The organism is Streptomyces sp. MP131-18 (genome assembly GCF_001984575.1).
In the GTDB taxonomy this organism is placed as follows: Bacteria; Actinomycetota; Actinomycetes; order Streptomycetales; family Streptomycetaceae; genus Streptomyces; species Streptomyces johnsoniae.
Map to the genome: position 1 here is coordinate 2540027 of NZ_LZNS01000001.1, position 26820 is coordinate 2566846.

General features: G+C 72.8%; 25 protein-coding genes and 2 tRNA genes. 7 read left to right on the forward strand and 20 right to left on the reverse strand.

Annotation, left to right across the window (positions count from 1 at the left end; all coding sequences use genetic code 11):
• Positions 1-47 precede the first annotated feature (47 nt).
• Positions 48-842: a phosphatase gene (locus tag STBA_RS11090; RefSeq protein WP_077059091.1), complete on the forward strand. Its 795-nt coding sequence runs from the start codon at positions 48-50 to the stop codon at positions 840-842.
• Positions 839-1756: a GNAT family N-acetyltransferase gene (locus STBA_RS11095; protein ID WP_077059092.1), complete on the forward strand. Its 918-nt coding sequence runs from the start codon at positions 839-841 to the stop codon at positions 1754-1756. Before STBA_RS11090 ends, STBA_RS11095 begins: the two co-directional genes overlap by 4 nt.
• Here STBA_RS11095 and STBA_RS11100 read toward each other — a convergent pair.
• The 3 genes from STBA_RS11100 to STBA_RS11110 form a co-directional block, all read right to left on the reverse strand.
• Positions 1722-2603, reverse strand: a complete 882-nt coding sequence (locus STBA_RS11100) for an acyl-CoA thioesterase II (protein WP_077063250.1) — start codon at positions 2601-2603, stop codon at positions 1722-1724. The genes STBA_RS11095 and STBA_RS11100 overlap by 35 nt on opposite strands.
• Before the next feature lie 114 nt (positions 2604-2717).
• Positions 2718-2791, reverse strand: a tRNA-Met gene (locus STBA_RS11105).
• Between the two features lie 46 nt (positions 2792-2837).
• The gene (locus STBA_RS11110; protein WP_077059093.1) at positions 2838-3257 is read right to left on the reverse strand and encodes a Fur family transcriptional regulator; all 420 of its coding nucleotides are present in this window, start codon (positions 3255-3257) and stop codon (positions 2838-2840) included.
• 161 nt (positions 3258-3418) lie between these two features.
• Here STBA_RS11110 and STBA_RS11115 point away from each other — a divergent pair, with 161 nt between their 5' ends.
• The gene (locus STBA_RS11115) at positions 3419-4882 is read left to right on the forward strand and encodes a catalase (protein WP_077059094.1); all 1464 of its coding nucleotides are present in this window, start codon (positions 3419-3421) and stop codon (positions 4880-4882) included.
• A 73-nt stretch (positions 4883-4955) separates the two neighbouring features.
• Here the strand turns inward: STBA_RS11115 and STBA_RS11120 are convergent, their stop codons facing one another.
• Together STBA_RS11120 and hisN are read right to left on the reverse strand one after the other, a co-directional pair.
• Positions 4956-5351, reverse strand: a complete 396-nt coding sequence (locus STBA_RS11120; protein WP_077059095.1) for a CBS domain-containing protein — start codon at positions 5349-5351, stop codon at positions 4956-4958.
• Positions 5352-5528: 177 nt separating this feature from the next.
• Entirely contained in the window at positions 5529-6323 is a 795-nt protein-coding gene (gene hisN / locus STBA_RS11125; RefSeq protein WP_077059096.1) for a histidinol-phosphatase, read from the reverse strand.
• Positions 6324-6442: 119 nt separating this feature from the next.
• Between hisN and STBA_RS11130 the strand changes: the two genes are divergently transcribed.
• Positions 6443-6946, forward strand: a complete 504-nt coding sequence (locus STBA_RS11130; RefSeq protein ID WP_077059097.1) for a TetR/AcrR family transcriptional regulator — start codon at positions 6443-6445, stop codon at positions 6944-6946.
• On the opposite strand, the gene rsgA is transcribed toward STBA_RS11130, so the two are convergent.
• Genes rsgA through STBA_RS11150 form a run of 4 tightly spaced genes read right to left on the reverse strand, consistent with a single transcriptional unit; the run spans position 6947 to position 11518 of the window.
• On the reverse strand, positions 6947-7954 hold the full coding sequence (gene rsgA / locus STBA_RS11135; RefSeq protein ID WP_077059098.1) for a ribosome small subunit-dependent GTPase A: 1008 nt from the start codon (positions 7952-7954) through the stop codon (positions 6947-6949).
• Between the two features lie 15 nt (positions 7955-7969).
• On the reverse strand, positions 7970-9319 hold the full coding sequence (gene aroA, locus STBA_RS11140) for a 3-phosphoshikimate 1-carboxyvinyltransferase (RefSeq protein WP_077059099.1): 1350 nt from the start codon (positions 9317-9319) through the stop codon (positions 7970-7972).
• A 39-nt stretch (positions 9320-9358) separates the two neighbouring features.
• Complete coding sequence (locus STBA_RS11145; RefSeq protein ID WP_077059100.1) at positions 9359-10072, reverse strand: M50 family metallopeptidase; 714 nt, start codon at positions 10070-10072, stop codon at positions 9359-9361.
• A gap of 30 nt (positions 10073-10102) precedes the next feature.
• Positions 10103-11518: a sigma-70 family RNA polymerase sigma factor gene (locus STBA_RS11150; RefSeq protein ID WP_077059101.1), complete on the reverse strand. Its 1416-nt coding sequence runs from the start codon at positions 11516-11518 to the stop codon at positions 10103-10105.
• A gap of 158 nt (positions 11519-11676) precedes the next feature.
• On the opposite strand from STBA_RS11150, the gene STBA_RS11155 reads away from it, so the two are divergent.
• Complete coding sequence (locus tag STBA_RS11155) at positions 11677-12300, forward strand: DUF2637 domain-containing protein (RefSeq protein WP_079251851.1); 624 nt, start codon at positions 11677-11679, stop codon at positions 12298-12300.
• Positions 12301-12309: 9 nt separating this feature from the next.
• Here the strand turns inward: STBA_RS11155 and STBA_RS11160 are convergent, their stop codons facing one another.
• The 4 genes from STBA_RS11160 to STBA_RS11175 all read right to left on the reverse strand — a co-directional run bounded on the left by STBA_RS11160 (position 12310) and on the right by STBA_RS11175 (position 15395).
• The gene (locus tag STBA_RS11160; RefSeq protein WP_107485024.1) at positions 12310-13272 is read right to left on the reverse strand and encodes an N-acetylmuramoyl-L-alanine amidase; all 963 of its coding nucleotides are present in this window, start codon (positions 13270-13272) and stop codon (positions 12310-12312) included.
• 207 nt (positions 13273-13479) lie between these two features.
• A tRNA-His gene (locus STBA_RS11165) sits at positions 13480-13555 on the reverse strand.
• A 91-nt stretch (positions 13556-13646) separates the two neighbouring features.
• Positions 13647-14243, reverse strand: coding sequence for an oligoribonuclease (orn, locus tag STBA_RS11170; protein ID WP_077059103.1), 597 nt, complete (start codon positions 14241-14243; stop codon positions 13647-13649).
• A 45-nt stretch (positions 14244-14288) separates the two neighbouring features.
• Entirely contained in the window at positions 14289-15395 is a 1107-nt protein-coding gene (locus STBA_RS11175; RefSeq protein WP_077059104.1) for a helix-turn-helix domain-containing protein, read from the reverse strand.
• Between the two features lie 742 nt (positions 15396-16137).
• Here STBA_RS11175 and STBA_RS11180 point away from each other — a divergent pair.
• The gene (locus STBA_RS11180) at positions 16138-16659 is read left to right on the forward strand and encodes a universal stress protein (protein ID WP_077059105.1); all 522 of its coding nucleotides are present in this window, start codon (positions 16138-16140) and stop codon (positions 16657-16659) included.
• A gap of 470 nt (positions 16660-17129) precedes the next feature.
• On the opposite strand, the gene glmS is transcribed toward STBA_RS11180, so the two are convergent.
• The 7 genes from glmS to STBA_RS11215 all read right to left on the reverse strand — a co-directional run bounded on the left by glmS (position 17130) and on the right by STBA_RS11215 (position 26144).
• The gene (gene glmS / locus STBA_RS11185) at positions 17130-18950 is read right to left on the reverse strand and encodes a glutamine--fructose-6-phosphate transaminase (isomerizing) (protein WP_077059106.1); all 1821 of its coding nucleotides are present in this window, start codon (positions 18948-18950) and stop codon (positions 17130-17132) included.
• A gap of 53 nt (positions 18951-19003) precedes the next feature.
• Positions 19004-19279 carry a hypothetical protein gene (locus STBA_RS11190; protein ID WP_077059107.1) on the reverse strand — a complete coding sequence of 92 codons (276 nt, stop codon included), beginning with the start codon at positions 19277-19279 and terminating at the stop codon, positions 19004-19006.
• A gap of 99 nt (positions 19280-19378) precedes the next feature.
• A complete protein-coding gene (locus STBA_RS11195; RefSeq protein ID WP_077063251.1) occupies positions 19379-20272 on the reverse strand; it encodes a DUF4429 domain-containing protein in 894 nt (297 codons plus the stop codon).
• A 100-nt stretch (positions 20273-20372) separates the two neighbouring features.
• The gene (locus STBA_RS11200; protein ID WP_077059108.1) at positions 20373-21548 is read right to left on the reverse strand and encodes an acyl-CoA dehydrogenase family protein; all 1176 of its coding nucleotides are present in this window, start codon (positions 21546-21548) and stop codon (positions 20373-20375) included.
• Positions 21545-22492: a hydroxymethylglutaryl-CoA lyase gene (locus tag STBA_RS11205; protein ID WP_077059109.1), complete on the reverse strand. Its 948-nt coding sequence runs from the start codon at positions 22490-22492 to the stop codon at positions 21545-21547. The genes STBA_RS11200 and STBA_RS11205 overlap by 4 nt, the downstream gene beginning before the upstream one ends.
• Positions 22489-24498 (reverse strand): biotin carboxylase N-terminal domain-containing protein, encoded by a 2010-nt coding sequence (locus tag STBA_RS11210; protein ID WP_077059110.1) that lies wholly within the window; start codon positions 24496-24498, stop codon positions 22489-22491. Before STBA_RS11210 ends, STBA_RS11205 begins: the two co-directional genes overlap by 4 nt.
• A 32-nt stretch (positions 24499-24530) precedes the next feature.
• The gene (locus STBA_RS11215) at positions 24531-26144 is read right to left on the reverse strand and encodes a carboxyl transferase domain-containing protein (protein WP_077059111.1); all 1614 of its coding nucleotides are present in this window, start codon (positions 26142-26144) and stop codon (positions 24531-24533) included.
• A 48-nt stretch (positions 26145-26192) separates the two neighbouring features.
• Between STBA_RS11215 and STBA_RS11220 the strand changes: the two genes are divergently transcribed.
• Entirely contained in the window at positions 26193-26813 is a 621-nt protein-coding gene (locus tag STBA_RS11220) for a TetR/AcrR family transcriptional regulator (RefSeq protein WP_077059112.1), read from the forward strand.
• The last annotated feature ends 7 nt before the right edge of the window (positions 26814-26820 follow it).

Sequence of the window (26820 nt, forward strand, 5' to 3'; positions counted from 1 at the left end):
CGGCGACTCCCGCCCCGGAATCCCCCCATCCGGGCGATACTGGCCGTATGCCGACGACCGCCGCCCCGTCCCGATCCGAACTGATCAGCCACCTCGTCAACACCCGGATCGCCGGCGAGGTCGCCACTCCCCGCGAGAACAATCTGGCGCACTACCGCGAGCTGGCGAACGGGAATCGGTACTTCTGGCTCGGCCTGGAGTTCGGCGACCGGTGGGCGGACGAGCAGGACGTGCTGGCCGTGATGGCGGAGCGCTGCGGCGTCGACGGGGACCCCGAGCACCGGCAGGGGCAGGACACCATCGACCCCGAGCTGACGGTCGACGGCCTCGACCGCGCCGCCACCCTGCTGCGGAAGGCCGCGGCCGGCTCCCGGCGGGTCCTGGTGGCCACCGGCCACCCCGGCGGGCTGCTCGACGTGCACTCCCGGACGGCCGCCGCGCTGACCGCCGCGGGCTGCGAGCTGGTCCGCGTCCCCATCGGTCTGACCGCCGACGAGGGCGTCGTCACCCAGCTCGCCGACGTCGCCGTGTGGGAGCGCGGCGCCACCCTGTGGCACACCCACTCGCCGCAGCCCATGGCCGAGATACTCGACGCCCTCTCCCAGGAGGGCCAGGCCCTGCCGGACCTCGTCATCGCCGACCACGGCTGGGCCGGCTGCGCCGCCCAGTACGGCATCGACACCATCGGCTACGCCGACTGCAACGACCCGGCACTCTTCCTCGGCGAGGCCGAGGGCACGCTCTCGGTCTGCGTGCCGCTGGACGACCACGTCACCAACGCCCGCTACTACGAGCCCATGACCGCCTACCTGCTGGACGTCGCCGGGCTGGCGCCCGGATGAGGGCGGCCTGGCGCCCCAGGGCGCTGGACCCGCTCCTCCCCCGGGCCATCCCGCTCCCGCGGCCCGCGGCGGGCGACGTCCTGCTGTGCGTGCCGGGCGCGGCGGGCGTCTACCGCCGGAAGCGGCCCGACCCCGAGTCGTTCGACGCCAGTTGGTGCGCCGCCGACCGGCACGAGCTGCACGCGGATCTCACCGGGCCCGACCGCGCCGCCGCCCTCGACGCGCTGCTCACCGCCTGGGAGGAGCACCTCGTGCCCTGGCCGCCGGGAGCGGACGCGGAGGCGGTGTTCACCTGGCCGAGCCGCGATGCCGCGCTGGTCCCGGTGCTCCGCGGGCACGGCCTGACGCCGCAGCGCGTCGCCGCGGTCCGCCCGGCCGGGCGGACCGTTCCCTGGCCGCGGCGGGCGCCGGAGGCGTGCGTCCGCCCGCTGGGCCCGGCCGATCTCGACGCCGCCGCCGCGCTGTGGCTGGCGGAGCTGCACTGGGAGGCGCAGTTCGGCTCCTGCGTGATCCGCCCCTCCACGGCGCGCAATGTCGGACGGCAGCTGGCCGGGGCCCTCGGCTGGGTGGCCGAGGCCGGTGGCCGGGTGGTCGGCCTCCTCGCGGTCGAGGACCCGCGCCGCACCGCCTGGGCGGCCCGCCTGGCGAGGGCCAGGCATCCGGGCTACCTCACGTCGCTGATGGTCACTCCCGCGTACCGCGGCTCCGGCATCGGCACCGCGCTGGTACGCACCGCCCACGCGGCGCTCGAAGAGGCCGGCTGCACCGTGACGATGCTGCACTACGCCGCGCTCAACCCGCTGTCCGGGCCGTTCTGGCACCGCTGCGGCTACCGCCCGCTGTGGACCACCTGGACCGGTCCCGCCCACCGCGGCCACGTCAACGGGGCACGCGCATCAGCCCCTCCTGGATGACCGACACCGCCAGCCGCCCGTCCCTGGTGAACATGCGCCCGCGCGCGAGCCCCCGCCCGGCCTGGGAGGTCGGGGAGTCCGTGTCGTACAGCAGCCACTCGTCCGAGCGGAACGGCCGGTGGAACCACATCGCGTGGTCCAGGCTCGCCCCGACCGTGTCACCCGTCATCCAGCCGCCCCGCCCGTGCGCGAGCAGCACGGAGTCCAGCAGGGTCATGTCCGAGACGTAGGTGCCAAGGCACAGGTGGACCACCGGGTTGTCCTGCTTGCCGGTCAGCTCGCCGTTGAGCCGGAACCACACCTGCGCCCGCGGCTCGCGCGGGCTGCCCGCGGTGCCGAACGGCGGCTCGTTCACGTACCGCAGGTCGATGGCCTGCCTGGCCTGGAGCAGAAGTTCGACCACGCTCGGGTCCCAGAACAGGTCGGCGTAGCGCGGCAGCAGCTCCTCCGCCGTCGGCAGGGTCTCCGGATCGGGCGCGGGCGGCATCGGCTCCTGATGCTCAAGACCCTCCTCCGGCTTGGCGAACGACGCCGAAAGGGTGAAGATCGGCTGCCCGTGCTGAACGGCCACCACCCGGCGGGTGGCGAAGGACCGGCCGTCGCGGGTGCGGTCCACCGTGTACACGATGCGCGCACCCGAGTCGCCCGGCCGCAGGAAGTAGGAGTGCAGCGAGTGCGGCAGCCGGTCCTCCGGCACGGTCCGGCAGGCCGCGACCAGCGCCTGCGCGGCAACCTGGCCGCCGAAGACCCGGGGGATGACGGAGGCGTGGCTCTGGCCGCGGAAGATGTCCTGCTCGATCGGCTCCAGATCGAGCAGATCGAGCAGGTACTGGAGAGTAGCGTGCATGTGCTGATTGTCCACGCCCGTCGGACGCGCCGGATACCTGCACCGGCCCAAAGGGGCGTCGCACACAACACGAGGGTCCGCATCCTGAATCAGGATACGGACCCTCGTCACCAGTAGCGGGGACAGGATTTGAACCTGCGACCTCTGGGTTATGAGCCCAGCGAGCTACCGAGCTGCTCCACCCCGCGTCGTTGTGTGCCTTTACTCTAACCCCCTGAGTACGGGGCGTGCAAATCAAGCCCCGGCGACACAGTCGGGACAGCGCCCGTAGTACGTGACGGCGACCTCGGAGACCGCGAAGCCGAAGCGCTCACCCTCGGGCAGCGCCGCCATCGGGTCCTGCGTCAGCTGGACGTCGCGCATCATGCCGCAGCCGGCGCAGACCAGGTGCTGGTGCGGGTGGTGGGCATTGGGGTCGTACCGCTTGGCCCGGCCGTCCGTGGTCACCTCGACGATCTCGCCGAGAGCGACGAGCTCACCCAGGGTGTTGTAGACAGAGGCGCGGGAGATCTCCGGCAGCCGCCGGGCCGCCTTGGCGTGCACCTCGTCGGCCGTGTAGTGAACGTGCTCACCGTCCAGCACCTCGGCGATGACTCGCCGCTGCGCGGTGAGCCGCCAGCCGCGGTCCCGGAGTCGCTGAAGCAGGTCACTCATGTCTGCCACCCTAGCGCGCGGCCCTCATATGAGCCGACTGTGTATGGATTCAGGAGTCGTCTTGACTTGGACATAGTCCAATATAGGATCGTGCACAGGCAACGGCCAAGGGCCCGAGCAGCACCAGAGACCTGAAGACAGCTGAAGGGCGTGACAGGTAAATGACCGACCAGATCACCACGGGACCGCTCACCACGGAGGCCGGTGCCCCGGTCGCGGACAATCAGAACAGCCAGTCCGCCGGCCCCGGCGGTCCCGGACTGATCCAGGACCAGCTGCTGATCGAGAAGCTGGCCCACTTCAACCGTGAGCGGATTCCCGAGCGCATCGTGCACGCGCGCGGCGCGGGCGCCTACGGCACGTTCACCGTGACCGCGGACCTGACGAAGTACACGCGGGCCAAGTTCCTCTCCGAGATCGGCAAGGAGACCGAGGTCTTCCTCCGCTTCTCCACCGTCGCGGGAAACCTGGGTGCGCCGGACGCGGTGCGGGACCCGCGTGGCTTCGCGCTCAAGTTCTACACCGAAGAGGGCAATTACGACCTGGTCGGCAACAACACCCCGGTCTTCTTCATCAAGGACGCGATCAAGTTCCCGGACTTCATCCACACCCAGAAGCGTGACCCGTACACGGGTTCGCAGGAGGCGGACAACGTCTGGGACTTCTGGGGCCTGTCGCCCGAGTCGACGCACCAGGTCACCTGGCTGTTCGGCGACCGCGGTATTCCGGCGTCCTACCGCCACATGAACGGGTACGGCTCGCACACGTTCCAGTGGAACAACGAGGCGGGCGAGGCGTTCTGGGTCAAGTACCACTTCAAGACGGACCAGGGCATCAAGAACCTGACCGCCCAGGAGGCCGCGGGCCTCGCCGGCCAGGACCCGGACAGCCACCAGCGTGACCTGCGCACCTCGATCGAGAACGGCGACTTCCCGACCTGGACCGTTCAGGTGCAGATCATGCCCGTCGCCGAAGCGGCCACCTACCGGTTCAACCCGTTCGACCTGACCAAGGTCTGGCCGCACGCGGACTACCCGCCGATCGAGATCGGCAAGCTGGAGCTCAACCGCAACCCGCAGAACATCTTTGCCGAGGTCGAGCAGTCGATCTTCTCCCCGCACCACTTCGTGCCGGGCATCGGCCCCTCGCCCGACAAGATGCTCCAGGGCCGCCTGTTCGCCTACGGCGACGCGCACCGCTACCGCGTCGGCATCAATGCCGACCACCTGCCGGTCAACCGGCCGCACGCCACCGAGGCGCGCTCCCACGGCCGCGACGGCTTCGCCTACGACGGCCGGCACGGCGGCGCGAAGAACTATGAGCCCAACAGCTTCGGCGGCCCGGTCCAGACCGACCGCCCGCTGTGGGAGCCGACCGCGGTCACCGGCTACACCGGCGACCACGAGGCGCCCTCGCACGCCGAGGACAACGACTTCGTGCAGGCCGGCGCCCTGTACCGGCTCATGTCGGACGACGAGAAGGACCGCCTGATCGAAAACCTGGCGGGCTTCATCTCCCAGGTCTCCCGTGACGACATCGCCGAGCGGGCGATCGAAAACTTCCGCAAGGCGGACGAGGACTACGGCAAGCGGCTCCAGGCCGCGGTCCAGGCCCTCCGCGGCTGATTTCCCGCAACGCCGCTTGCCGTACACCCCGGGGCGGCCGGAGCCTGTCGACAGGCTCCGGCCGCCCCGGACTTCATCCGACGCCGACCGCGCTGACGACCGGCGTCCAGCAGTTGATGATGTCGCGCACCGAGACGATGCCGACCGGCTCGCGCTCGTCGAGCACGACCAGGTGCCGGAAGCCGCCCTGCGCCATCGCGGAGGCGGCGTCGGCCAGGGTCCACTGCGGTGCCGCGTAGACGACGTCCGTCGTGGTGTGCGCACCGACGCGCTCCCGGTCCGGGTCCTGGCCTCGTCCGACGGACGTGAGAACGTCCCGTTCGGTGAGGATGCCGATGCCTGCGGTGTCGGGGTCGAGGACCACGGCCGCGCCCACCCGTCGGGCGGACATCAGCCGGGCCGCCTGCCTGAGCGTGTGATCGGGGCCGATGGTGAGGACGATGGTGCTCATCGCGTCACGGACCAGCATGGGATGAGCCACCTCCTGCCAGGGTCGAGGGAAGGGGAGGGGAGGGGGCGCTTGAGACAGGTTTCACAAAGTCACAAGCGAAGGAATTCTCATGTTCACATGCCCTCTTCCGCTCAACAAGGGTCAGGACGGGGCGAAAGCCGCCGATTCCGTGAAGACCACGATCAGGCGTGAAGGCTACGTGCCCAGGTAGCCGAGCAGCCGCTCGTGCAGCAGGCCGTTGCTCGCCGCCGCGTTCCCGCCGTGCGGCCCGTCCGCCCCGTCGAGACCGGTGAACCTGCCCCCCGCCTCCTGCACGATGATCGCCGGCGCCGCCATGTCCCACAGCGACAGCTCCGGCTCGGCGCACACGTCGACCGCGCCCTCGGCCACCATCATGTAGGACCAGAAGTCGCCGTACGCGCGCGTGCGCCAGCAGTCCCGCGACAGGTCGAGCAGCCCGCCGAGCCGTCCCCGCTCCTCCCAGCCGCCGAGCGAGGAGTACGAGAACGAGGCGTCCTCGATCCGCGCCACCCGCGACACCGAGATCCGCGTCGCCGACGTCAGGCTGCGCCCCGCGTACGCCCCGCCGCCCAGCGCCGCCCACCAGCGCCGGTTCAGCGCGGGCGCGGACACCACCCCGACCACCGGCCGGTCGCCGCCTTCCCCGCGCTCCATCAGCGCGATGAGCGTCGCCCAGACCGGAACGCCGCGCACGTAGTTCTTGGTGCCGTCGATCGGGTCGACGACCCAGCGCCGCGGCCCCTGCCCCTCGCCGCCGAACTCCTCGCCCAGCACCGCGTCCCGCGGCCGGGCCCGCCCGAGCACCGACCGGATCAGCTCCTCCGCGGCCCGATCCGCCTCCGTCACCGGTGTCAGGTCCGGCTTGGTCTCCACTTTCAGGTCGAGCGCCCGGAAGCGGTCCATCGTCGCGGCATCGGCGGAGTCGGCGAGCACGTGCGCCAGGCGCAGGTCGTCGTGGTAATCGGGCATGCCTCACAGTATCCGGCCGGTCGCCCCGCACCGGTGCGGGGCATCTTGACACCGCACCCGGGCGCGTCAATCCTGTCCGGCACCAGGACAGAGCCGCTCCTGGAAGCGAGGAGGCAACGGTGCCCACCGCGCGAGAATCCCTCCTGAACGCTGCCGCCCAGGCCGTCGAACGACGCCCCTGGCCCGTGGTCAGGATGATCGAGGTCGCAGCGGCGGCCGGGGTGTCCCGGCAGACGCTCTACAACGAGTTCGGCGACAAGGCGGGGCTCGGCTCCGCCCTGGCGGAGCACAGGACGGCCGTGTTCCTCGACGGGTTCCAGACGTTCCTGCGTGCCCGCCGCCACGACCCCGCCGCCCTGTCCGCCGCCACCGGCTGGATCGTCCGCGCGGCCCTGGCGGACCGCGTCGTGCACGCCGCCCTCACGGGCTGCCGCTGCGCCGGCCTGCCGCCGCACGCCCGCGCCCCCGGCCAGCTGGTCGGCGAGTTGTGCGCGTGCGCCGTGCGCACCCTCGGCGGGGGCGCGGACCTGGACACCGCCCGCGCCTGCGAGACGGCGGTCCGCCTCGCGATCTCCCACCTGGTCGCCCCGCCGGCCGCCGCGCCCGCCGCGGCCGGCGCCTGATCAGTCGCCCTCGCGCCGCTCGCGCGTGGCCAGCAGGCGCCGGAGCGAATACAGCCGCGCCGGCTCCGCGTGCCCCTCGGCCACCCAGGCGTCGAGGGCGCAGTCCCGCTCGTCGTGGCTGCACGCCCGCGGGCAGCCCGCGGTGCCCGGCTCCAGGTCGGGGAAGGCGTGGATGACGCGCGAGGGATCGATGTGATGCAGCCCGAACGACCGGACCCCCGGCGTGTCGATGACCCAGCCGGCCGTACCGGGCAGCGGCAGGGCCAGCGCCGAGACGGTGGTGTGCCGGCCGCGGCCGGTCACCGCGTTCACCTCGCCCGTCGCCCGCTGCCGCTCCGGCGGCACAAGCGCGTTCACCAGCGTCGTCTTGCCGACGCCGCTGTGCCCGACGAACGCCGTGGTCCGGCCGGCCAGCAACTCCCGCACCCGGGCCACCGATTCCTCGTCGAACTCCTCACGGCTGGTCACCACATGCCGGGTGCCCAGCGGCGCGTAAGTATCGAGCAGCGGACCGGCCGGCGCCAGGTCGGACTTGGTCAGGATCAGCAGCGGGTCGAGCCCCGCGTCGAACGCGGCGACCAGACAGCGGTCGATCAGCCGCGGCCGCGGCTCGGGATCGGCGAGTGCGGTGACGATGGCGAGCTGGTCGGCGTTCGCCACCACCACCCGTTCGAACGGGTCGTCGTCGTCCGCGGTCCGCCGCAGCACCGACGTGCGCTCCGCCACCCGCACCACCCGGGCCAGCGTGTCCTTGTGGCCCGACAGGTCGCCGACCACCGCGACCCGGTCGCCGACGACCACGCTCTTGCGGCCCAGCTCACGCGCCTTCATCGCGGTGACCGTGCGGCCCGCGACGAGACAGGTGATCCGGCCCCGGTCGACGGTGAGGACGAAGCCCCCCTCCGCGTCCTCGTGGGCGGGCCGCCGATGGGTGCGCGGCCTGCTCCCCCGGCGGCTCGGCCGGACCCGGACGTCGTCCTCGTCGGTGTGCTTGCCGTACCGGCGCATCGCGGGCCGCGGTCCTCAGGCGCCCTCTCCGGCCAGCATGCGGTGCCACAGGTCGGGGAAGTCGGGCATGGTCTTGCCGGTGGTGGCGATGTTCTCGATCTCGACGTCCTTGACGACCAGGCCGAGTACGGCGCCCGCGGTCGCGAGCCGGTGGTCCTCGTACGTGTGGAAGACACCGCCGTGCAGCGCGCGCGGCCGGATGCGCAGGCCGTCCTCGGTCTCCGTGACGTCGCCGCCCAGCGCGTTGATCTCCTTGGTGAGGGCCGCCAGGCGGTCGGTCTCGTGCAGCCGCAGGTGCGCGACGCCGCGCAGCACCGACTCGCCCTCGGCCAGCGCGGCGACGGCGGCGATGCCGGGCGTCAGCTCGCCCACCTCGCCCAGGTCCGCGTCGATGCCGCGTACCCGCCCGCTGCCGGAGAACGTCAGCCCGCGGTCGTCCAGCGTGCAGGTGCCGCCCATCTCCGTGAAGATGTGCCGCAGCGCGTCGCCCGGCTGGGTGGTGCGGACGGGCCAGTCGGGGATGGTGACCGTGCCGCCGGTGACGAGGGCGGCGGCCAGGAACGGCTGCGCGTTGGACAGGTCGGGCTCCACCACCAGGTCCCGGCCGAGCAGGGCGCCGGGCGTCACGCGCCACACGTTCGGCTCGCCGCCCGAGTCGGGGGCGTCGACCTGCACCCCGGCGCGGCGCAGCATGTCCACGGTCATGCGGATATGCGGCAGGGACGGCAGCGTCCTGCCGGTGTGCCGCACCTCGACGCCCTGGTTGAAGCGGGGCGCGGAGAGCAGCAGCGCGCTGATGAACTGCGAGGAGGTCGAGGCGTCCACCTCGACGGAGCCGCCGTCGAGCGAGCCGACGCCGTGCACGGTGAGCGGCATGCTGCCGCGCCCGCCGTCCTCGATGCGGGCGCCGAGGGAACGCAGCGCCTCGATCAGGCTGCGCAGCGGGCGCTCGTGCGAACGCGGGTCGCCGTCGAAGCGGACCTCGCCCTCGGCCAGCGCGGCCAGCGGCGGCAGGAAGCGCATGACCGTTCCGGCGTTGCCGACGTCGACGGTGGCCGGCGCCTGCGGCATGGCGGGGATGACGCGCCAGGACTCGCCGCGGCCCTCCGGGAGGCCGGAGACGGCGGAGCTGGAGGAGACGGTCTCCTCGATGCCGATGCCGAGGGAACGCAGCGCGTCCGCCATCAGCAGGGTGTCGCGGGACCGGAGCGGGCGGCGCAGCCACCCCGGGTCGGCGGCCAGCGCGGCGAGGATCAGGGCCCGGTTGGTGACCGACTTGGACCCGGGCACCGTGACCGTTGCGTCGACCGCGCGCGGAGCGGACGGCGCGGGCCAGAGATCGAGACTTTCGCTGTGGTCGGTCATGCTCTCACTCTAGTGCGCGGCATGGCCCGGACAGGTGTTTCAGAGGTCGAGCAGCCAGCGTCCGCCGCCGATCAGCGACGTGAGCGCCACGGCGTGGAAGAGGAGCAGCCACATCAGCGCGGGGACGCGCGTGAGCCGTGCGAGCTGGTCCGCGTCCGAGTCGCGCGCCGCCCCGCGCCGGCGCTTGGCCTGGAGCTCGAACACCGGACGCACGCCGCCGAGCAGCAGGAACCACACGACCACGTAGGCGAACGCCGCCTGCACGTCGGGCTCCGTGAGCCAGGAGACCAGCAGGAACGCGGCCCCGGTCAGCACGACGGTCAGCATGCCGTACGCGTTGCGCACCATGACCAGAAGCGCGAGCAGCAGGGCGGTGGCCCCCCACAGCAGGGCGGTGATGCGGCCCTCGGAGAGCAGCGCGGCGCCGCCGAGCCCCAGCAGCGAGGGGGCGGTATACCCGGCGGCCGCGGTGAGGATCATGCCGAAGCCGGTCGGCTTCCCCCGGGAGACCGTGAGGCCCGAGGTGTCGGAGTGCAGGCGTATGCCCTCCAGTCGGCGGCCGGTCACCAGGGCCATCAGGCCGTGGCCGCCCTCGTGCGCGATGGTGATGGTGTTGCGGGACAGCCGCCACACGCCGAACGGCGCGACCGCCGCCAGGGCGACGGCGGCCGTCGCGAGTATCAGCCACAGCTCGGGCCCGGGCTGCGTGCCGGTCACGCGGCCCCACAGTTCGTCGATGTCAGCGGTATCCATAGCGGGGCCGATCCTAGGCCGAGGACCTGACTACCGGGCGCCCCCGGGGGCCTCCAGGAGCGGGGGCAGCGAGGGCAGGGCAGGAGAGCCCTCCTCGTCGAACGGCCGGGGCGGCGTCAACGTGCCCGGCCCCGGGGCGCAGTCGTCCGCCGGGCCCACCGCCTCCGGCAGGGCCTCGGCCACTCCGGGGGCGCACAAGGCCACGTCCGCGCCGGGGATTGCGTCGAGCGCCGGCTCCGGCAAGGGCACCGGCCGCTCCTCGGGCGCCGGTCCCGGAACACGCGCGCGGGTCCGTTCCGGCGCGTGAGACGGCGCGTCCGTCGGGTCCGCACGCCGATCCCGCTCCTCCTGCGCCGGCTCCCGGTCACGGTCGGGCGCCTCCGCGCGATCCCCGGCCGCCCCCTGTCCGTCCCGCGCCTCCTCGTCCCTGGCGTGGCTGTGACCGCGGTCCTGGCCGCCGGACAACTGCCCGGTCAGCGGCGCCGATCCGGTGGCGGTGACCGCGGCGAGCGCCACGGTCGCGGTGACCGTCACCTTGCTCAGCAGCCCGCCCGCACCGGTCAGCCCGCCCGCACCGGTCAGCCCGCCCGCGCCCGCGAGGCCGCCCGCGCCCGCCACCCCGGCGGCCTTCCCGGCCAGCTCGGCCGTTCCTGCGACGCCGGGCACGGCGAACCAGCCCGCGAGAACGAGCGGAAGCACCCCGCGCAGCGTCTCGTTGAGGTCGGCCAGCTCCCGGTAGGCGGAGCGGCAGCGCTCGCAGTCATCCAGATGCCGCCGCAGCCCGAGGTACCCACGGCGCAGGTACGGGCGGCGGGCATAGGGGCCCAGCCGGCTCGCGTACCGCCGGCACTCCTCCTGCCCGGTGAGGGACTCGCTCACGTGCGCCTGGAGGTAGGCCGCCCGCAGCCCCTCCCGGGCGCGGTGCGCGAGCACCGCCGTGGCGTTGGCCGTCAGGCCGAGGCGCCGCGCGACGCGGCGGACCGGCTCCCCGTCCACCGTCGTCCGCCACAGCACCTCCTGCCAGCGCTCCGGCAGGGTCAGGAACGCCCGCACCACCATCGACCGGTCGGCCCGCGCGATCGTGCCCGCCTCGCACTGCGACTCGCCCGGCGGACCGGCCGCGACCGCGCCCGGTTCCGGCACGGGCAGTTCCAGCGCGCCGTCCGCGCCCCACTGCGCCGCCGCGCGCCGCACTATGGTCAGCAGGTAGGCGCGCACCGCCGTGCGCGGCCCGCCCCCGGTGCGCACCGCGCGCAGCGTCCGCGCGAACACCTCCGCCGTCAGGTCCTCCGCCGTGTGCGCGTCGCGGCAGCAGAGCCGCGCGTAGCGCCGTACCGCCGGCTCGTGCCGCCGGTACAGCTCCGCGAATCCCGCGTCGTCACCGGCGCGGACGCGCACCAGCAGGGCGCTGTCGGACTCGGCCGGCGCGCCGTCATCCATCGCCATGCGCCCTCCCGTTGCTCGTGTGTTGATCAAAATCGCCAACGACGCCCGGCGGCCGAAGAAACGGTTCGGTCAAGGCGCCGCTTCGCCCGCCACTCTTGGAGCACCATTCACTCCAATGCCACACATCCCCCCAACTCACCCCTCGTTGGCGGTTTGTGATGCCACTCAACCAACAGATGATGTACGACCCGACGGCGACCACGCACCTGTTCCTGCCGCCGGATCTGCTCGTCGGCCCCACCGCCGACGCGCCTCCCGCCGACGACCAGGGCCCACGGCAGCACGCGGCACGGCGCCACCGCAGGGAACGCCGGCGTGTCACCTGGCAGAGCGACACGGTCCGTTCGTGGTGGATGAGGTGCGCGAGCCTGATGCTCGCCGCCGCGGCCGCCGTCCTGGTCGCGATGCTCAGCGTCCTCGGCGGCCTCGTCTCCTACGAGCCGCTGCGGGACGCCGCTTCCCCCGGCGTCCCGCAGCAACTGATCGGCTGGTGGCCCCTGCTGATCTTCGGGCCCTGGCTGGTGGCCTCCCTGTCGATCCTGCGCGCGGCGCTGTACCAGCGGCACGCCCTGCACTCGTGGGCGGTCGTCGTCTTCTTCTCCGGTCTGGCCATCGCCCTGTGCATGTCGCAGGTGCCCAGGACCCCGACGAACCTGGCCGTGGCCGGCCTTCCGCCGCTCTCCGCACTGCTGGCGTTCCACCAGATCGTGCGCCAGGTGACGCTGATCAACCCGCCCCGGCACGCGCTCCCGCGACGGCACCCCGCACGCCGCCGCGGCTGAACCGCGCGGTCAGCCCCGACCGGCGGCCTCGACGGCCTGCTCGATGCGGGCGACCAACTCCTCCGCGTCCACCGAACCGTCCCGCGCCGCGAGCGCCCCGGCCAGCTCGGCCACGGCGGCGCGCAGCGCGACCACCTCGCCGTGCGTCCGGCTGAGCAGCGCCCACGCATCCCGGTCGGCGCCCTCCGCCCTGAACTGCCAGGTGTGATGCGGGCTTGCCGCGTCGTCCCACATCTGCCGCGCGTCGCGCGAGTCCATCCGGTCGTCCTTGTAGAGCGCCACCTGGCGGGCCGCAGCCTTCGCCACCTTCTCGATGTCGGCGTCGCTCAGCGGCATGTCGTCCTCCTCGGGGTCCCAGTCGGCGGGGTGCCGCAGTCGTTCGGCAACGCGCTTGCGCACGTCGCTCATGGATATGCCGGGCCCGCGGGGGTCGATCTTGCCCGGCTGCCATTCCAGATGGCCGATCACCGAGGTCGTGCCCTGCTTGCCCCAGCCGTGCGCCCGGCAGATGGCCGCCGAGGCACGCACGATGGCATCGACCTGCGCGGGCGGCCACGGGTCCTTGTTGTCGCCCAGGTTGATGCATTCGAAGCCGTAGAAGTACCGATTGCCGTCGGTGTTCGCCTGGTTGTCGGGGGGAAGGGTCCGCTCCGCGATCACGGCGTCCAGCACATCCCCGTCGCCGCTTCCCGCATGGTTGGCCCGGCCGTGCCCGACGAGATGGACCACGCCGTCCTTGGCGATGACGCCGTGGCACAGCGGCCCAGGCAGCGTGGAGTGGCCGTCGTAGCACAGGTCCACGCTGGAGTCGGTGCCGGTGGTGACGGTGTGGTGGATCATCACTCCGTGCACGGGGCCCCAGGACCCGACGTGATTCCGGTTGTGCGTGCGCCAGGACCGGTGTTCCTCGATCCTGACGCCCTCCCCCTTGAGAGCGCTCACCAGCTTGGCGGCGGAAAGTGGAGAAGCCATACCTGTCCCCTTCCCCGGTTCCGGCGCCTCATGGCCCCTGCCGCCCCAACTCCACCCGTTTCAGGCACAGAACGCACACCCCCGCACCACCGGCGCACGCCGCCCGGGCATCACCGGCACCGCGAACGGCTCCGCTGCCCCCCGGCGCGGGGCTCCGCGCACGATCAAGGCCCGGCCCGCGTTTCCGCGGACCGGGCCTTGAGCATCTGGGGTGAGTGACGGGACTTGAACCCGCGGCCACCTGGACCACAACCAGGTGCTCTACCAACTGAGCTACACCCACCATGACCGACTGTCCGGGGCGCCACCAGAGCTTCCCGTACCAGCCGGAATATGAGTGTACAGGGTCGTCGGCAGTGGCCGCGCCAGGGTTCTCACTGCACCACGTGCTGCGCCGCGATGCGCTTGGCCTCGTCGCTGTCGGGGCCCGGCTGCGGTACGAAGACCGCCTGCCGGTAGTAGCGCAGCTCGGCGATGGACTCCCTGATATCCGCGAGCGCGCGGTGGTTGCCGCTCTTCTCCGGGCTGTTGAAATAGGCCCGCGGGTACCAGCGGCGGGCCAGCTCCTTCACGGAGGAGACGTCGATCACACGGTAGTGCAGGTGCGACTCCAGGCGTGGCATGTCCCGGGCAAGGAAGCCGCGGTCGGTGCCGATCGAATTGCCGCACAGCGGGGTCTTCCCGGCCTCGGGGGCGTGCGCCCTGATGTAGTCGAGAACGCGCTCCTCCGCCTCCGCCAGCGTGGTGCCCGCGGCCAGCTCGTCCAGCAGGCCGGAAGCGGTGTGCATGGCACGCACCACTTCCGGCATCGACTCCAGGGCCGCGGCCGGCGGCCGGATCACCACGTCCACACCGTCTCCGAGCACATTCAGCTCGGAGTCGGTCACCAGCGCGGCCACCTCGACGAGCGCGTCGTCGGCCAGCGAAAGACCGGTCATCTCGCAGTCGATCCACACCATGCGATCGTTCATGCGAACAACCTTACGTCGCTCAGCGCGACTGTCCCGCACCGGTGCTCACGGAGCGGGACGCCCCCGCTGGCCGGGCAGCCTGGGCGAGAAGCCGTCGCCGACCGGCTTGCCGCGCTCCGGCGCGTCCTGCTGCCGCGCACGGTAGGCGGCCCGGTACGCGGCGGGCGAGGCACCCAGCTGGCGCCGGAAGTGGCCGCGCAGCGCCACGGGGGAACGGAAACCGCAGCGGCCCGCCACCTCGTCCACCGAGTAGTCGGACACTTCGAGCAGCCGTTGCGCCTGGAGGACACGCTGCGTGATCAGCCACTGGAGCGGGGCACTGCCGGTCAGCGCGCGGAAGCGGCGGTCGAACGTGCGCCTGCTCATGTAGGCACGCGCGGCCAGCGTCTCCACGTCGAACTGTTCGTGCAAGTGCTCCAGCGCCCACGCGACGACCTCGGCAAGCGGGTCGGCGCCGATGTCCTCGGGTAAAGAACGGTCGAGGTGCCGGTGGGCCCCCACCTCCGCCCCGTTCCCCCGGCGCGGGGGCAGCACCAGGCGGCGGGCCAGCGCGGCGGCGGCCTCGGGGCCGTGGTCCTGCCGGACGATATGCAGGCACAGGTCGATGCCGGCGGCGGTGCCCGCGGAGGTGAGGATGTCACCGTCGTCGACGAACAGTTCCCTGGGGTCCACGTGGACCGAGGGGTACCGCTTGGCGAGTGTCGGCGCGTACATCCAGTGGGTGGTCGCCGGCCGCCCGTCCAGCAGCCCGGCCGCGCCCAGGGCGAACGCCCCGGTGCACAGGCCGACGATGCGTGCGCCCTCGCCGTGCGCGCGGCGCAGCGCGGCCAGCGCGGCGGTCGGCGGCGGGCCGGTGATGGACCGCCAGGCGGGGACGATGACGGTGCCCGCCCTGGCCACGGCGCCGAGCCCGTAGGGGGCTCTGAGCTCCAGGCCGCCCGTGGTCCGCAGCGGCCCTTCCTCACCCGCGCAGGCGAGGAGCCGGTAGCGCGGGACCCCCGCATCCTGACGGTCGACGCCGAAGACGGACAGCGGGATGGAGCTCTCGAACATGGGACTGCCGCTGAACAGCAGCACCGCGACGACTTCGCGGCGGCGTCGGGCAGCGAGCTTTACAGCGGGCTCGGGGCCGTGCGTTGGGTCCTGGCTCATGCTCCTCAGTTCCCTCGGTCGTCGCGTCCTCTCGGTCCTGCACGTTTCCCCCGACGTGATGCCAAGATCGAATCTACTGTGTCGGGTGAGGTCGGCGGGACAAGTTCATCACTCGGCGCTATATCGACATGACAACGTGGCGCGAAGCATTCGATCAGGAAGCGTTACACGTAGGAGCAGTTGGGGGAAGTGCGCCTCACCTCGCCGCTCGGCACGGGGGGTCTGGAGCGCCGGGAGGCGCCTCTCCCTCCCGGTATACAGGAGATGTTGGCGGGGCGTGTGAGCAACGTGGTTCTGGAGTGGCGAAGTTGGCCGAAAATGAGACCCGCCGGCGGGGCCCCTCCAGCGCACGCCGGGCGTACGCCGGGGGCGTTCACCACATGGCCGTGCTGTAATTGCCTCGGTACGGAACGCGAGCAGCCGCTGCTCTCGGCCACGGGTCCACTCGTCAAGAACGGAACGCGCGAGGTCACGCTGGCCGGTCACACAGCGGAGGCGGCCGTGTCAGCGGGTGTCCGAAAGCATTGCGCCCCCGCTCCCGGTTAGGGCATGCTGCACGGTCACGGCGCCAGGGGCCGGTTTCATGGGTTGTACACACCGGCCCTGGGAACTAGCTACCTGACGCCGTACCCTGGAGGTGGAACCAGTGGAAGCACAGAGAATCTCCCCCGCTTCTTCGCGCGCCACCCCCATCACCGACACACTCACGAGGTTTCCTCACTGACCCACCGCTGAGGCTCCGATGGCTGGATACGAGTTCCCCGAACCAGCGGATCGCAGGCAAGTCGCCGATCCCTCGCCCACGCCCGACCTGATGGAGGACACCGGGGCTTCGCACGACCCGGCCTTCCAGCACGGCGTGGTTGTGGGTTTCGACGGCTCGACATCGAGTGAGCGTGCCCTGGCGTACGCTTCCGGCATGTCCCGGCGGTCCGGTTCCGGACTGATCATCGTGCACGTGGCCAACCGCCTGCCGACCACCGTGTGGGCCGGCTGCGAGCCGCCGGCGCTGGTCGACGTTCCCGATCACCGCACCGAGGTGCTCGGTCTGGAGCTGGCCTGTGCCGAGCACCTGACGGACGTGCCCTGGGTCCTTCTCGAACGTGGCGGCGACATCTGCCACGAGCTGGAGGAGGTCGGCCGGGAGTACGAGGCCGACGCCATCGTCGTCGGCACCACGCACGGACTGCTGGGCCGCCTCTTCGGCTCGGTGTCCGGGCGTCTCGCCCGCCGCGCCCAGCGTCCGGTGGTCGTCATCCCCTGATCCGGGGGACGGTACCGGCGCCGCCGACCGGCCCCCGGGCGCGCTCGACGCGCCCGGGGCCGCCCCGGGGCGCTCCGGGCCCCCCGGTCGCTCCCGCTCGCCCCTGGGCCCGCAGACGGCCGTGTGTGGCGTCCTCGCGTGCGGCGGGGCGGGTGCTCACCGACCATTCACCAAATTCGTCGCCCGGGAGTGGTGGATTGTGCGCTTGTGATGGGCATAAAGGGGACACCGACCGTTGCTTGGGCCGCCGACGGGAGGTGACGGACCCGACGGCGGCTTCTCCCCGCCGGCGTAATGGGCGACGCCGGCGCATATGGCGGCCCCCGGGGCGCGTTTGGTGGCACGCACCCCCGGGGGCCGCCGTGCGCCCGGACGCGCCCCAAAGCGCGCCGGGCGCACACCGATCCGCGCCGAGGCACCCCGAGACACCCCGAGTCCGCCGTTCCGCGCCGAAACCGGCGTTTCCGCGCCTATTCCACGGTGACGGACTTGGCGAGATTCCGCGGCTTGTCGATGTCCCGGCCCAGCGCCAGGGCCGTGTGGTACGCCAGCAGCTGGAGCGGAATGCCCATCAGCACCGGGTCCAGCTCCGGCTCGTTCCGCGGCACCACGATCGTGCTGTCCGCCTTCGGCTGCTCCTCGTGCGCGACCGCCAGGATGCGCCCGCTGCGCGCCTTGATCTCTTCCAGGGTCGCCCGGTTCTTCTCCAGCAGCTCGTCCGCCGGCATGATCGCCACCGTCGGCACGGCGGGCTCGACCAGGGCCAGCGGGCCGTGCTTCAGCTCCGAGGCGGGGTACGCCTCCGCATGAATGTAGGAGACCTCCTTCAGCTTCAGCGAGGCTTCCTTCGCCACCGGGAAGCCGCGCACCCGGCCGACGAACATCATGCTCCTGGATTCCGCCAGCTCGGCCGCGAGCTTCGCGATCCTGTCCTCCTCCCGCAGGATCTCCCCGATCTGCTCCGGCAGCCTGCGCAGCCCTTCGATGATCCGCTTGCCGTCCGCCACCGACAGGTCCCTGATGCGGCCCAGGTGCAGCGCGAGCAGCGCGAAGGCCACGGCCGTATTGGTGAAGCACTTGGTGGACACGACGCAGACCTCGGGCCCGGCGTGCACGTAGACCCCGCCGTCCGTCTCCCGCGCGATGGCGGAGCCGACCACGTTGACCACGCCGAGCACCATGGCGCCCTTGCGCTTCAGCTCCTGCACCGCGGCCAGGGTGTCGTACGTCTCGCCGGACTGGCTCGTCGCGATGTACAGGGTGTCCGGGTCCACGACGGCGTTGCGGTAGCGGAACTCGCTGGCCGGCTCGGCATCCGCGGGGATGCGGGCCAGCTCCTCGATCATCTGGGCGCCGATCAGGCCCGCGTGGTAGGCCGAGCCGCAGCCCAGGATCTTGACCCGCCGCACCCCGCGCGCCGCCCTGGCGTCCAGGTTGAGACCGCCGAGCCGCACCGTGGCGAACCGGTCGTCGATCCGCCCGCGCAGCACGCGGTCCACGGCCTCCGGCTGCTCGGCGATCTCCTTGTGCATGTAGGTGTCGTGGCCGCCCATGTCGTAGCTCTCGGCCTCCCACTCCACGGTGGTCGGCGCGGCGGCGGTGCGGCTGCCGTCGGTGGTGTAGGTGCGGTAGTCGTCGGCCTTGATCGTGGCCAGTTCGCCGTCGTCCAGCGTGATCACCTGCCGGGTGTGGCTGATCAGCGCGGCCACGTCGGAGGCGACGAACATCTCCTTCTCGCCGATGCCGAGCACCACGGGGGAGCCGTTGCGGGCCACGACGATGCGGTCGGGGAAGTCGGCGTGCAGCACGGCGATGCCGTAGGTGCCCTCGATGTACCGCAGGGCCTCGCGGACCTTGTCCTCCAGCTTCTCGGCCCCGGCGCGGGCGATGAGGTGGGCCAGCACCTCGGTGTCGGTCTCCGAGGCCAGCTCGATGCCCTCGGCGGCCAGCTTGGCGCGCAGATCGGCGGAGTTGTCGATGATGCCGTTGTGCACGACGGCGATGCGGCCCGCGGCGTCGAGGTGGGGGTGGGCGTTGGCGTCGTTGGGGGCGCCGTGGGTCGCCCACCGGGTGTGGGCGATGCCGCTGGTGCCCGAGAACCGGGCGGGGACCTTGCCCTCCAGATCACGAACGCGGCCGGCGTTCTTGACCGTCTTCAGGCCGCCGCCGCGCCCGCCGTTCTGGATGGCGATGCCCGCGGAGTCATACCCGCGGTACTCCAGCCGCTGGAGGCCCTCCAGCAGGAGGGGCGCAACATCCCGTTTGCCGATATATCCGACGATCCCACACATAGACGTTCCTCCTGCTGGTCGTTCGCTTGCTGTCCGCCCGTCCGCGCCGGCGCTCAGCCGTACACGATCCGCCGCAGCTGCCGCTGGGACAGCTCGGGGGGCGCCACCGCGCGGTGCGGCAGCTCGTCCGCGATCCGCTGGAAGATGGCGGTGTTGGTCAGGCCCCGGGATTGCAGCTCCCGGTGGCGGCGGCGGACGAACTCCTCGGCGGTCTCGTCGAAATACGCCAGCACATCGAGGACCACCCGGGCCGCCTCGCCACGCGCGAGAGGGGTGCTGCGCACCAGGTGGTCCACGAGGTCGTCGTGGGGCGTACGGCGTCCGAGCACCCCTCGATACTGCGTAGCCGGGATGCTTTTCGCAACAATCCTGCCCGATTTCGGGCACGGGCGTGTCGCCCGGCGGCCCTGGCGGCTCCGGCGGAGCCGCTACAAACGGTCGATCATGGCCTTCTTCGCCGTGGCGAACTCCTCGTCCGTCAGCACGCCGCTCCGGTGCAGCTCGCCCAGCTCCCGCAGCCGCCGCAGCACGGTATCCGGATCGGCCCCGCCGCCGGCCGCCCCGCCCTCCGCGGGCTTGTCCAGCACACCCGCGGCCGCCGGCGGCTCCACGGCGGCCGACGGGTGCGGCAGCCGCGCCGTCACGGCGGCGGCGAGCAGCGCCGACTCGGCGATCTCACGGGCCGGGCGCCAGCCCCAAAGGACCACGCAGTTGGGGTCGTGCGACGGCTTGCCCGGCCCTGGCCCCTGGCGGGGCAGCAGCCGCAGATAGCCGCTCTCCAGCCGCGGGGGCGACCACTTCACGGCGGCCACCTCGCCCAGCCGGACGGAACGGAAGCCGGTGGCCTTCTTGCTCTCCTCGGCCGCCCAGTTCCAGGAGATCCGGACCTCCTCGCCGTCGAACACCATCTCGCCGTCCGAGCCGTGCAGCGTCAGCGGAACGGAGGGGCCGGGCAGCAGGTAGCGGTCCGTGGCCGTGTCGGGCACCTGCTCGATGGTCAGCGCGTCCCGCACCGCGTCCGCCAGGTAGTCGGCGATCCCGGCCCGGTCCCGGTCGACTTCGAGCCGGTAGGGGTCCGCCGCGTCGGGCAGCCACCCACCGGTGGCCTGCGTCAGCGGGTCGGCGCCGCCGCGCAGCCGGAGCCGGAGCTTGCCCGACTTCTTCCCGGTCTCGTGGGACACGCCGGCCACGGCTTCGAGGGGCACCGCGATCTCCCCGAGGGCGGTGCGCAGCGCGTGGACGCCACGGCCGTGGCCGGGGACGATGCGCAGCGTGTCGCCGTCGAAGGTCCACGTGCCGGTGGGCTGGGTGATCTCTGCCATCGGGGCCATGGCCCCGATTGTCGCAAACGGCTCGCGCGGCTTTTCGGCACCCCAACGCTCGTGCGGCGCCGATCCGTTCCGCGGCGCCCGCACGCCCGTGTCACCCGGCCGCCGCCAGGTCGGACAGGCCCAGTTCCCTGCTGATCAGCATGCGCTGGACCTCGCTGGTGCCCTCCCCGATCTCCAGGATCTTCGCGTCACGCCACATACGGGCCACCGGGTACTCGTTCATGAATCCGTAGCCGCCGTGGATCTGCGTGGCCTCGCGGGCATTCGTCACGGCCACGTCGGAGGAGTGCAGCTTGGCGATGGCCGCCTCCTTCTTGAACGGCTCGCCCGCCAGCAGCCGGGAGGCCGCGTCGCGCCACGCGACGCGGGCGGTGTGGGCGCGGGCGGCCATGTCGGCCAGCTTGAACTGGATGGCCTGGTTCGCGCCGATCGGGCGGCCGAAGGCGGTGCGCGTGCGCGCGTAGGCGACGGACTCGTCCACGCAGCCCTGCGCGAGGCCGGTGGCCAGGGCCGAGATCGCGATGCGGCCCTCGTCGAGGATGCGCAGGAACTGGGCGTAGCCGCGGCCCTCCTCGCCCAGCAGGCTGTCCGCGGGGACACGGACACCGGCGAAGTGCAGCTCGCGGGTGTCCGACGCGTTCCAGCCGACCTTGGAGTACGCGGGCGCGACCGTCAGCCCCGGCGTGCCCGCGGGGACGATGAAGCTGGAGATCAGCGGGGCGCCGTCCGGTTTGCGGCCGGTGACGGCGGTGACGGTGACGAGGCCGGTGATGTCGGTGCCGGAGTTGGTGATGAAGCTCTTGGTGCCGTTGATCACCCACTCCTCGCCGTCCCGCACCGCGGTGGTGCGGGTGCCGCCCGCGTCCGAGCCGAAGTCGGGCTCGGTGAGGCCGAACGCGCCCAGGATCTCGCCGCGGCACAGGCGCGGCAGCCAGCGGCGCTTCTGCTCCTCGGTGCCGAAACGGTGGATCGGCATGGCGCCCAGCGACACGCCGGCCTCCAGCGTGATGGCCACGGAGGAATCCACCCGGGCCAGCTCCTCAAGGGCCAGGCACAGCGCGAGATAGTCGCCGCCCATGCCGCCGTACTCCTCGGGGAACGGCAGGCCGAAAAGCCCCATCCGGCCCATCTCGCGGACGATGTCGTAGGGGAACGCGTGGCGCTCGTAGAAATCCCCGATCTTGGGGGCCACCACGTCGTGCGCGAACGCCTCGACGGTACGGCGCAGTTCCTCGTGCTCGGGGCTCAGGCGGTGGTCCAGGGTCATGGGCTCGGCCTCCTCGGCTGCGTGTCGACGGGGTCCTCGTGGGACAGTGCGCGCACGGTGCGGGACGGGCTCGGGCGGCCGAGGTGATCGGCCAGCCACCGGCTGGTGGCGACGAGCCCGTCGAGGTCGACGCCGGTCTCGATGCCCAGCCCGTTCAGCATCCACAGCAGGTCCTCGGTCGCCAGGTTGCCCGTCGCGCTGCGGGCGAACGGGCAGCCGCCGAGCCCGCCGGCCGAGGCGTCGACGGTGGTGACGCCGTGCCGCAGCGCGGTGAGGGTGTTCGCCAGGGCCTGCCCGTAGGTGTCGTGGAAGTGGACGGCGAGCCGGTCGGTGGGGATGCCCGCCTCGTTCAGGGCGGTCAGCAGCTCGGTCACCTGGTTCGGCGTGGCGACGCCGATCGTGTCGCCGAGGCTCAGCCGCGCGCAGCCCAGGTCGATGAGGCGGCGGGCGACACTCACGGTCCGCTCCGGCGGCACCGCGCCCTCCCAGGGGTCGCCGAAGCACATCGACAGGTAGCCGCGGACCGGCACCTCGGCGTCGGTGGCCCGCGCCACGACGGGGGTGAACATGGCCAGCGACTCGTCGACCGTGCGACCCAGGTTGGCGCGTGCGAACGACTCGGTGACGCTGGCGAAGACGGCGACCTCGCGCACGCCGAGGGCCAGGGCCCGGTCCAGGCCGCGCTCGTTCGGCACCAGCACGGGCAGCCGCACGTCGAGGTCGCGCAGCAGCGGGAACAGCTCCTCGGCGTCGGCGAGCTGCGGAACGAGGTCGGGCCGCACGAAGCTGGTGGCCTCGATGGTGGTCAGCCCGGCGGCGGCCAGCCGGTGCACGAACTCGGCCTTCACCGTGGCGGGCACGACCGTCTTCTCGTTCTGAAGGCCGTCCCGCGGCCCCACCTCGTGGATGGTGACGCGGGCGGGCAGGCCGGTGTCTGCGGTCATCGCGGCTCCTTCGGGCTGACCTGGGCCAGGACCTGGTCGATGGCGACCGTGCTGCCGGCCGTCACCTTCAGCTCGGTGACCGTGCCGTCGTGCGGGGCGGAGATGACGTGCTCCATCTTCATCGCCTCCACGACCAGCAGGCCCTGCCCGGCCCGCACCACGTCGCCGACGGCCGCCTTCACGACCGTGACCGTGCCGGGCATGGGGGCGGTGAGCGTGTCGGCGCCGGCCGCGGCGCCCGCGCCCGCGGCGGCGACGGGGTCGTATCCGGCGATGTGCCAGGCGTCGCCGTCGCGGCCGAGCCAGTGCCCGCCGGGCACGGCGGCGTGCGCGAACGTATGGGTGGCGCCGGCGTGTTCGAGGCGCACGAACGCCTCCCCGCGCCCCCGTTCCTCCCCGGTCAGCAGGCGGGCCGGCCGCGGCTCCTCGTCACCGCAGGCGACCTCGCCCGGCCGTACCCGCACCGTCACCGGCTCGCGCCCGGCGGCCCGCAGCCGGTGCACCGTCCAGGCCGGCTCGCCGCCCAGACGCCAGCCCGAGGGCACGTCGAACGGGTCGACCCAGCCGCCCGCGTCCGGCACCGGACGCAGACCCGCCTGCCGCAGCAGCGCCGCCGCCACGTACACCTCGGCGGGCACGGAGCGCGGGAGCAGCCCGGCCGCCGCCGCGTCCACCAGGCCGGTGTCGAAGTCCCCCGACTCGACCGCGGGATGGCCCAGCAGGCGGCGCAGGAAGCCGGTGTTGGTGTCGACCCCGAGCACCGTGGTGCGCGCCAGCGCCGCGCGCAGCCGGCGCAGCGCCGTGGCGCGGTCCGGGCCGTGCGCGACGACCTTGGCGAGCATCGGGTCGTAGGCGGTGCCCACCTCGGTGCCCACGGCAAGACCCGAGTCCACGCGCACGCCCTCGCCGACGGGCTCGCGCAGCAGCAGGATTTCGCCCGCGGAGGGCAGGAACGCGACCCCGCCGTCCGCCGTCTCCTGGGCCGTCTCGGCGCAGATCCTGGCCTCGACGGCATGTCCGGCCGCGGCCGGGACGCTGCCCGGGCCGAACGGCAGCGGCTCGCCCGCGGCCACCCGCAGCTGCCACTCCACGAGGTCGAGCCCGGTGATCAGCTCGGTGACCGGATGCTCGACCTGGAGCCTGGTGTTCATCTCCATGAACCAGAACGAGGAACGGTCCCCGCCCGGCACGATGAACTCCACGGTGCCCGCCCCGCGGTAGCCGCAGGCCCGCGCCGCGCGCACCGCGGCCTCGCCCATCGCCGCGCGGGTCGCCGGGTCGAGCAGCGGGCTCGGGGCCTCCTCGACGATCTTCTGGTGGCGGCGCTGGAGCGAGCATTCGCGTTCGCCGAGGTGCACGACCGTTCCGTGGCCGTCGGCGAGCACCTGGATCTCGATGTGCCGCGGCCGGTCGATCCACCGCTCGGCGAGCAGCGTGTCGTCGCCGAATGCCGCCCGGGCCTCCCGGCGGGCCGCGGCGATCTCCTCGTCCAGGCGCGCGAGGTCGCGCACCAGGCGCATGCCCTTGCCGCCACCCCCCGCCGAGGGCTTGAGCAGAACGGGCCCGCCCATGGCGCGCGCCGCGGCGGCCAGCCCGTCCCCGTGCGCCCCCGGTACGACGGGCACGCCGGCGGCGCCCACCGTCTCCTTGGCGCGGATCTTGTCGCCCATCGTCTCGATCGCCTCGGCGGGCGGCCCGATGAACGTCAGCCCCGCGCCGGTGACCGCGCGCGCGAACGCCGCGTTCTCGGCGAGGAACCCGTATCCGGGGTGCACCGCCTCGGCGCCCGCCCGTTCGGCGGCATCGAACAGCGCCGGGGCCGACAGGTAGCTCCGCGCCGCCTGCGCGGGCCCGATCCGCACCGCGCGGTCGGCCTCGGTGACGTGCCTGGCCCCGGCGTCGGCGTCGCTGTAGACGGCGACGGAGGTGATGCCGAGGCGCCGCAGCGTGCGGATCACACGGACGGCGATCTCACCGCGGTTGGCGACGAGTACGGAGTCGAACATCGGCGGCGAACCCCCTCACGATTGGTCGCATCTCACATCCGGAAGACGCCGTAGGACGTCTCGGCCAGCGGCGCGTTGGCGCAGGCGGTCAGGGCCAGGCCGAGGACCGTGCGGGTCTGGAGCGGGTCGATCACGCCGTCGTCCCACAGCCGCGCGGTCGCGTAATAGGCGTTCCCCTGCGTCTCGTACCGCTCGCGGATCGGCGCCTTGAACGCCTCCTCCGCGTCCGCGCCCCACTCCTCGCCCTCGCGCAGCCGCTCCCGCCTGACGGTCGCGAGCACGGCGGCGGCCTGCTCGCCGCCCATGACGGAGATCTTCGCGTTCGGCCACATCCACAGGAAACGCGGCGAGTAGGCCCGCCCGCACATCGAGTAGTTCCCCGCGCCGTAGGAGCCGCCGATGACCACCGTCAGCTTCGGCACGCGGGCGCAGGCGACGGCCGTCACCATCTTCGCGCCGTGTTTGGCGATGCCGCCCGCCTCGTAGGCGCGGCCGACCATGAAGCCCGAGATGTTCTGGAGGAACAGCAGCGGGATGCCGCGCTGGTCGCACAGCTCGACGAAGTGGGCGCCCTTCTGGGCCGACTCGGAGAAGAGGATGCCGTTGTTGGCGACGATGCCCACCGGGTGGCCGTGCACCCGGGCGAAGCCGGTGACGAGCGTGGTGCCGAACTCCGCCTTGAACTCCTGGAAGCGCGAGCCGTCCACGATCCGCGCGATCACCTCGCGCACGTCGTACGCCGTCCGCGAGTCCACCGGCACCACGCCGTACAGCCCGGCCGGGTCCGCCGCCGGCTCCTCGGCCGGCGCCACGCTCCAGGGCAGCGGGCCGCGGGCCGGGAGCGTCGCCACGACCGACCTGACGATGCGCAGCGCGTGCGCGTCGTCCTCGGCGAGGTGATCGGTGACGCCCGACACCCGGGCGTGCACCTCGCCGCCGCCCAGCTCCTCCGCCGTCACGACCTCGCCGGTGGCGGCCTTCACCAGCGGCGGGCCGCCGAGGAAGATCGTGCCCTGGCCGCGCACGATGACGGCCTCGTCGCTCATCGCGGGCACGTACGCGCCGCCGGCCGTGCAGGAGCCGAGCACGGCGGCGATCTGCGGAATGCCGGCCGCCGACATGCGCGCCTGGTTGTAGAAGATGCGCCCGAAGTGCTCGCGGTCGGGGAAGACCTCGTCCTGCATCGGCAGGAACGCGCCGCCCGAGTCGACCAGGTACAGGCACGGCAGGCGGTTCTCCAGGGCCACCTCCTGCGCGCGCAGATGCTTCTTGACGGTCATCGGGTAGTAGGTGCCGCCCTTGACCGTCGCGTCGTTCGCCACGACCACCGCCTCCCGGCCGCTCACACGGCCGATGCCCGCGATCACTCCGGCGGCCGGCGCCTCCCCGCCGTACATGCCGTCCGCGGCGAGCGGCGCCAGCTCCAGGAAGGGCGAACCGGGGTCGAGCAGGGTGTCGACGCGGTCGCGGGGCAGCAGCTTGCCGCGGGCCGTGTGCCGGGCGCGGGCGCGCTCGCCCCCGCCCAGGCGGGCGGCGGCCAGCTTCTCCCGCAGCCGGGCCGTCAGCTCGCGGTGCCCCGCCTCGTTGGCCCGGTAGGTGTCGGATGCCGGATCGGCCGTGCTGCTCAGCGTCGGTGCCTGCCGCATGCCAGACAGGTTAACGGTCGCTAACAGCCGTGTCTACAATGGGGTCTCATGACCACGCACGCCACGCCCCGCCGGGAGCAGATCCTGCGCGAAGCCTCACGGCTCTTCGCGGAACGCGGCTTCCACGGCGTGGGCGTCGACGAGATAGGCGCCGCCGTCGGCATCAGCGGTCCGGCCCTCTACCGCCACTTCGCCGGCAAGGACGCGATGCTGACCGAGCTGCTCGTCGGCATCAGCAGCCGCCTGCGGGACGGCGGCCACCGCAGGGTCGCCGAGGCCGAGGCGGCCGGGCTGCCGCCCACCGCCGCGCTCGACTCGCTCATCGCGGGCCACATCGACTTCGCCCTGGACGACCGGGCGCTGATCACGCTCCACGACCGCGAGCTCGACCGCCTGCCAGACGCCGACCGCAAGCGCGTCAGGCAGCTGCAACGGCAGTACGTCGAGCTGTGGGTGGACGTGATCCGCCGCGTGCACCCGCGGCTGGCCGAGCCACCGGCCCGCGCCTGCGTCCACGCCGTCTTCGGCCTGCTCAACTCCACCCCCCGCCTCTCCCGCCCCAGCGCGCTCCCCGACCGCGACGAGACGGCCGCCCTCCTCCACCGGCTGGCCCGCGGCGCCTTCGCGGCGGCGGTGGCGGGGGCGGGGACGCCCCACGCGCCGGCCTGATCTTCGG

Bases quoted from the DNA above. Each gene is read 5' to 3' on its own strand.
- STBA_RS11090 (WP_077059091.1), top strand. From the start codon at position 48: ATGCCGACGACCGCCGCCCCGTCCCGATCCGAACTGATCAGCCACCTC.
- STBA_RS11095 (WP_077059092.1), top strand. From the start codon at position 839: ATGAGGGCGGCCTGGCGCCCCAGGGCGCTGGACCCGCTCCTCCCCCGG.
- STBA_RS11100 (WP_077063250.1), bottom strand. From the start codon at position 2,603: ATGCACGCTACTCTCCAGTACCTGCTCGATCTGCTCGATCTGGAGCCG.
- STBA_RS11110 (WP_077059093.1), bottom strand. From the start codon at position 3,257: ATGAGTGACCTGCTTCAGCGACTCCGGGACCGCGGCTGGCGGCTCACC.
- STBA_RS11115 (WP_077059094.1), top strand. From the start codon at position 3,419: ATGACCGACCAGATCACCACGGGACCGCTCACCACGGAGGCCGGTGCC.
- STBA_RS11120 (WP_077059095.1), bottom strand. From the start codon at position 5,351: ATGCTGGTCCGTGACGCGATGAGCACCATCGTCCTCACCATCGGCCCC.
- hisN (WP_077059096.1), bottom strand. From the start codon at position 6,323: ATGCCCGATTACCACGACGACCTGCGCCTGGCGCACGTGCTCGCCGAC.
- rsgA (WP_077059098.1), bottom strand. From the start codon at position 7,954: ATGCGCCGGTACGGCAAGCACACCGACGAGGACGACGTCCGGGTCCGG.
- aroA (WP_077059099.1), bottom strand. From the start codon at position 9,319: ATGACCGACCACAGCGAAAGTCTCGATCTCTGGCCCGCGCCGTCCGCT.
- STBA_RS11145 (WP_077059100.1), bottom strand. From the start codon at position 10,072: ATGGATACCGCTGACATCGACGAACTGTGGGGCCGCGTGACCGGCACG.
- STBA_RS11150 (WP_077059101.1), bottom strand. From the start codon at position 11,518: ATGGCGATGGATGACGGCGCGCCGGCCGAGTCCGACAGCGCCCTGCTG.
- STBA_RS11155 (WP_079251851.1), top strand. From the start codon at position 11,677: ATGCCACTCAACCAACAGATGATGTACGACCCGACGGCGACCACGCAC.
- STBA_RS11160 (WP_107485024.1), bottom strand. From the start codon at position 13,272: ATGGCTTCTCCACTTTCCGCCGCCAAGCTGGTGAGCGCTCTCAAGGGG.
- orn (WP_077059103.1), bottom strand. From the start codon at position 14,243: ATGAACGATCGCATGGTGTGGATCGACTGCGAGATGACCGGTCTTTCG.
- STBA_RS11175 (WP_077059104.1), bottom strand. From the start codon at position 15,395: ATGAGCCAGGACCCAACGCACGGCCCCGAGCCCGCTGTAAAGCTCGCT.
- STBA_RS11180 (WP_077059105.1), top strand. From the start codon at position 16,138: ATGGCTGGATACGAGTTCCCCGAACCAGCGGATCGCAGGCAAGTCGCC.
- glmS (WP_077059106.1), bottom strand. From the start codon at position 18,950: ATGTGTGGGATCGTCGGATATATCGGCAAACGGGATGTTGCGCCCCTC.
- STBA_RS11195 (WP_077063251.1), bottom strand. From the start codon at position 20,272: ATGGCAGAGATCACCCAGCCCACCGGCACGTGGACCTTCGACGGCGAC.
- STBA_RS11200 (WP_077059108.1), bottom strand. From the start codon at position 21,548: ATGACCCTGGACCACCGCCTGAGCCCCGAGCACGAGGAACTGCGCCGT.
- STBA_RS11205 (WP_077059109.1), bottom strand. From the start codon at position 22,492: ATGACCGCAGACACCGGCCTGCCCGCCCGCGTCACCATCCACGAGGTG.
- STBA_RS11210 (WP_077059110.1), bottom strand. From the start codon at position 24,498: ATGTTCGACTCCGTACTCGTCGCCAACCGCGGTGAGATCGCCGTCCGT.
- STBA_RS11215 (WP_077059111.1), bottom strand. From the start codon at position 26,144: ATGCGGCAGGCACCGACGCTGAGCAGCACGGCCGATCCGGCATCCGAC.
- STBA_RS11220 (WP_077059112.1), top strand. From the start codon at position 26,193: ATGACCACGCACGCCACGCCCCGCCGGGAGCAGATCCTGCGCGAAGCC.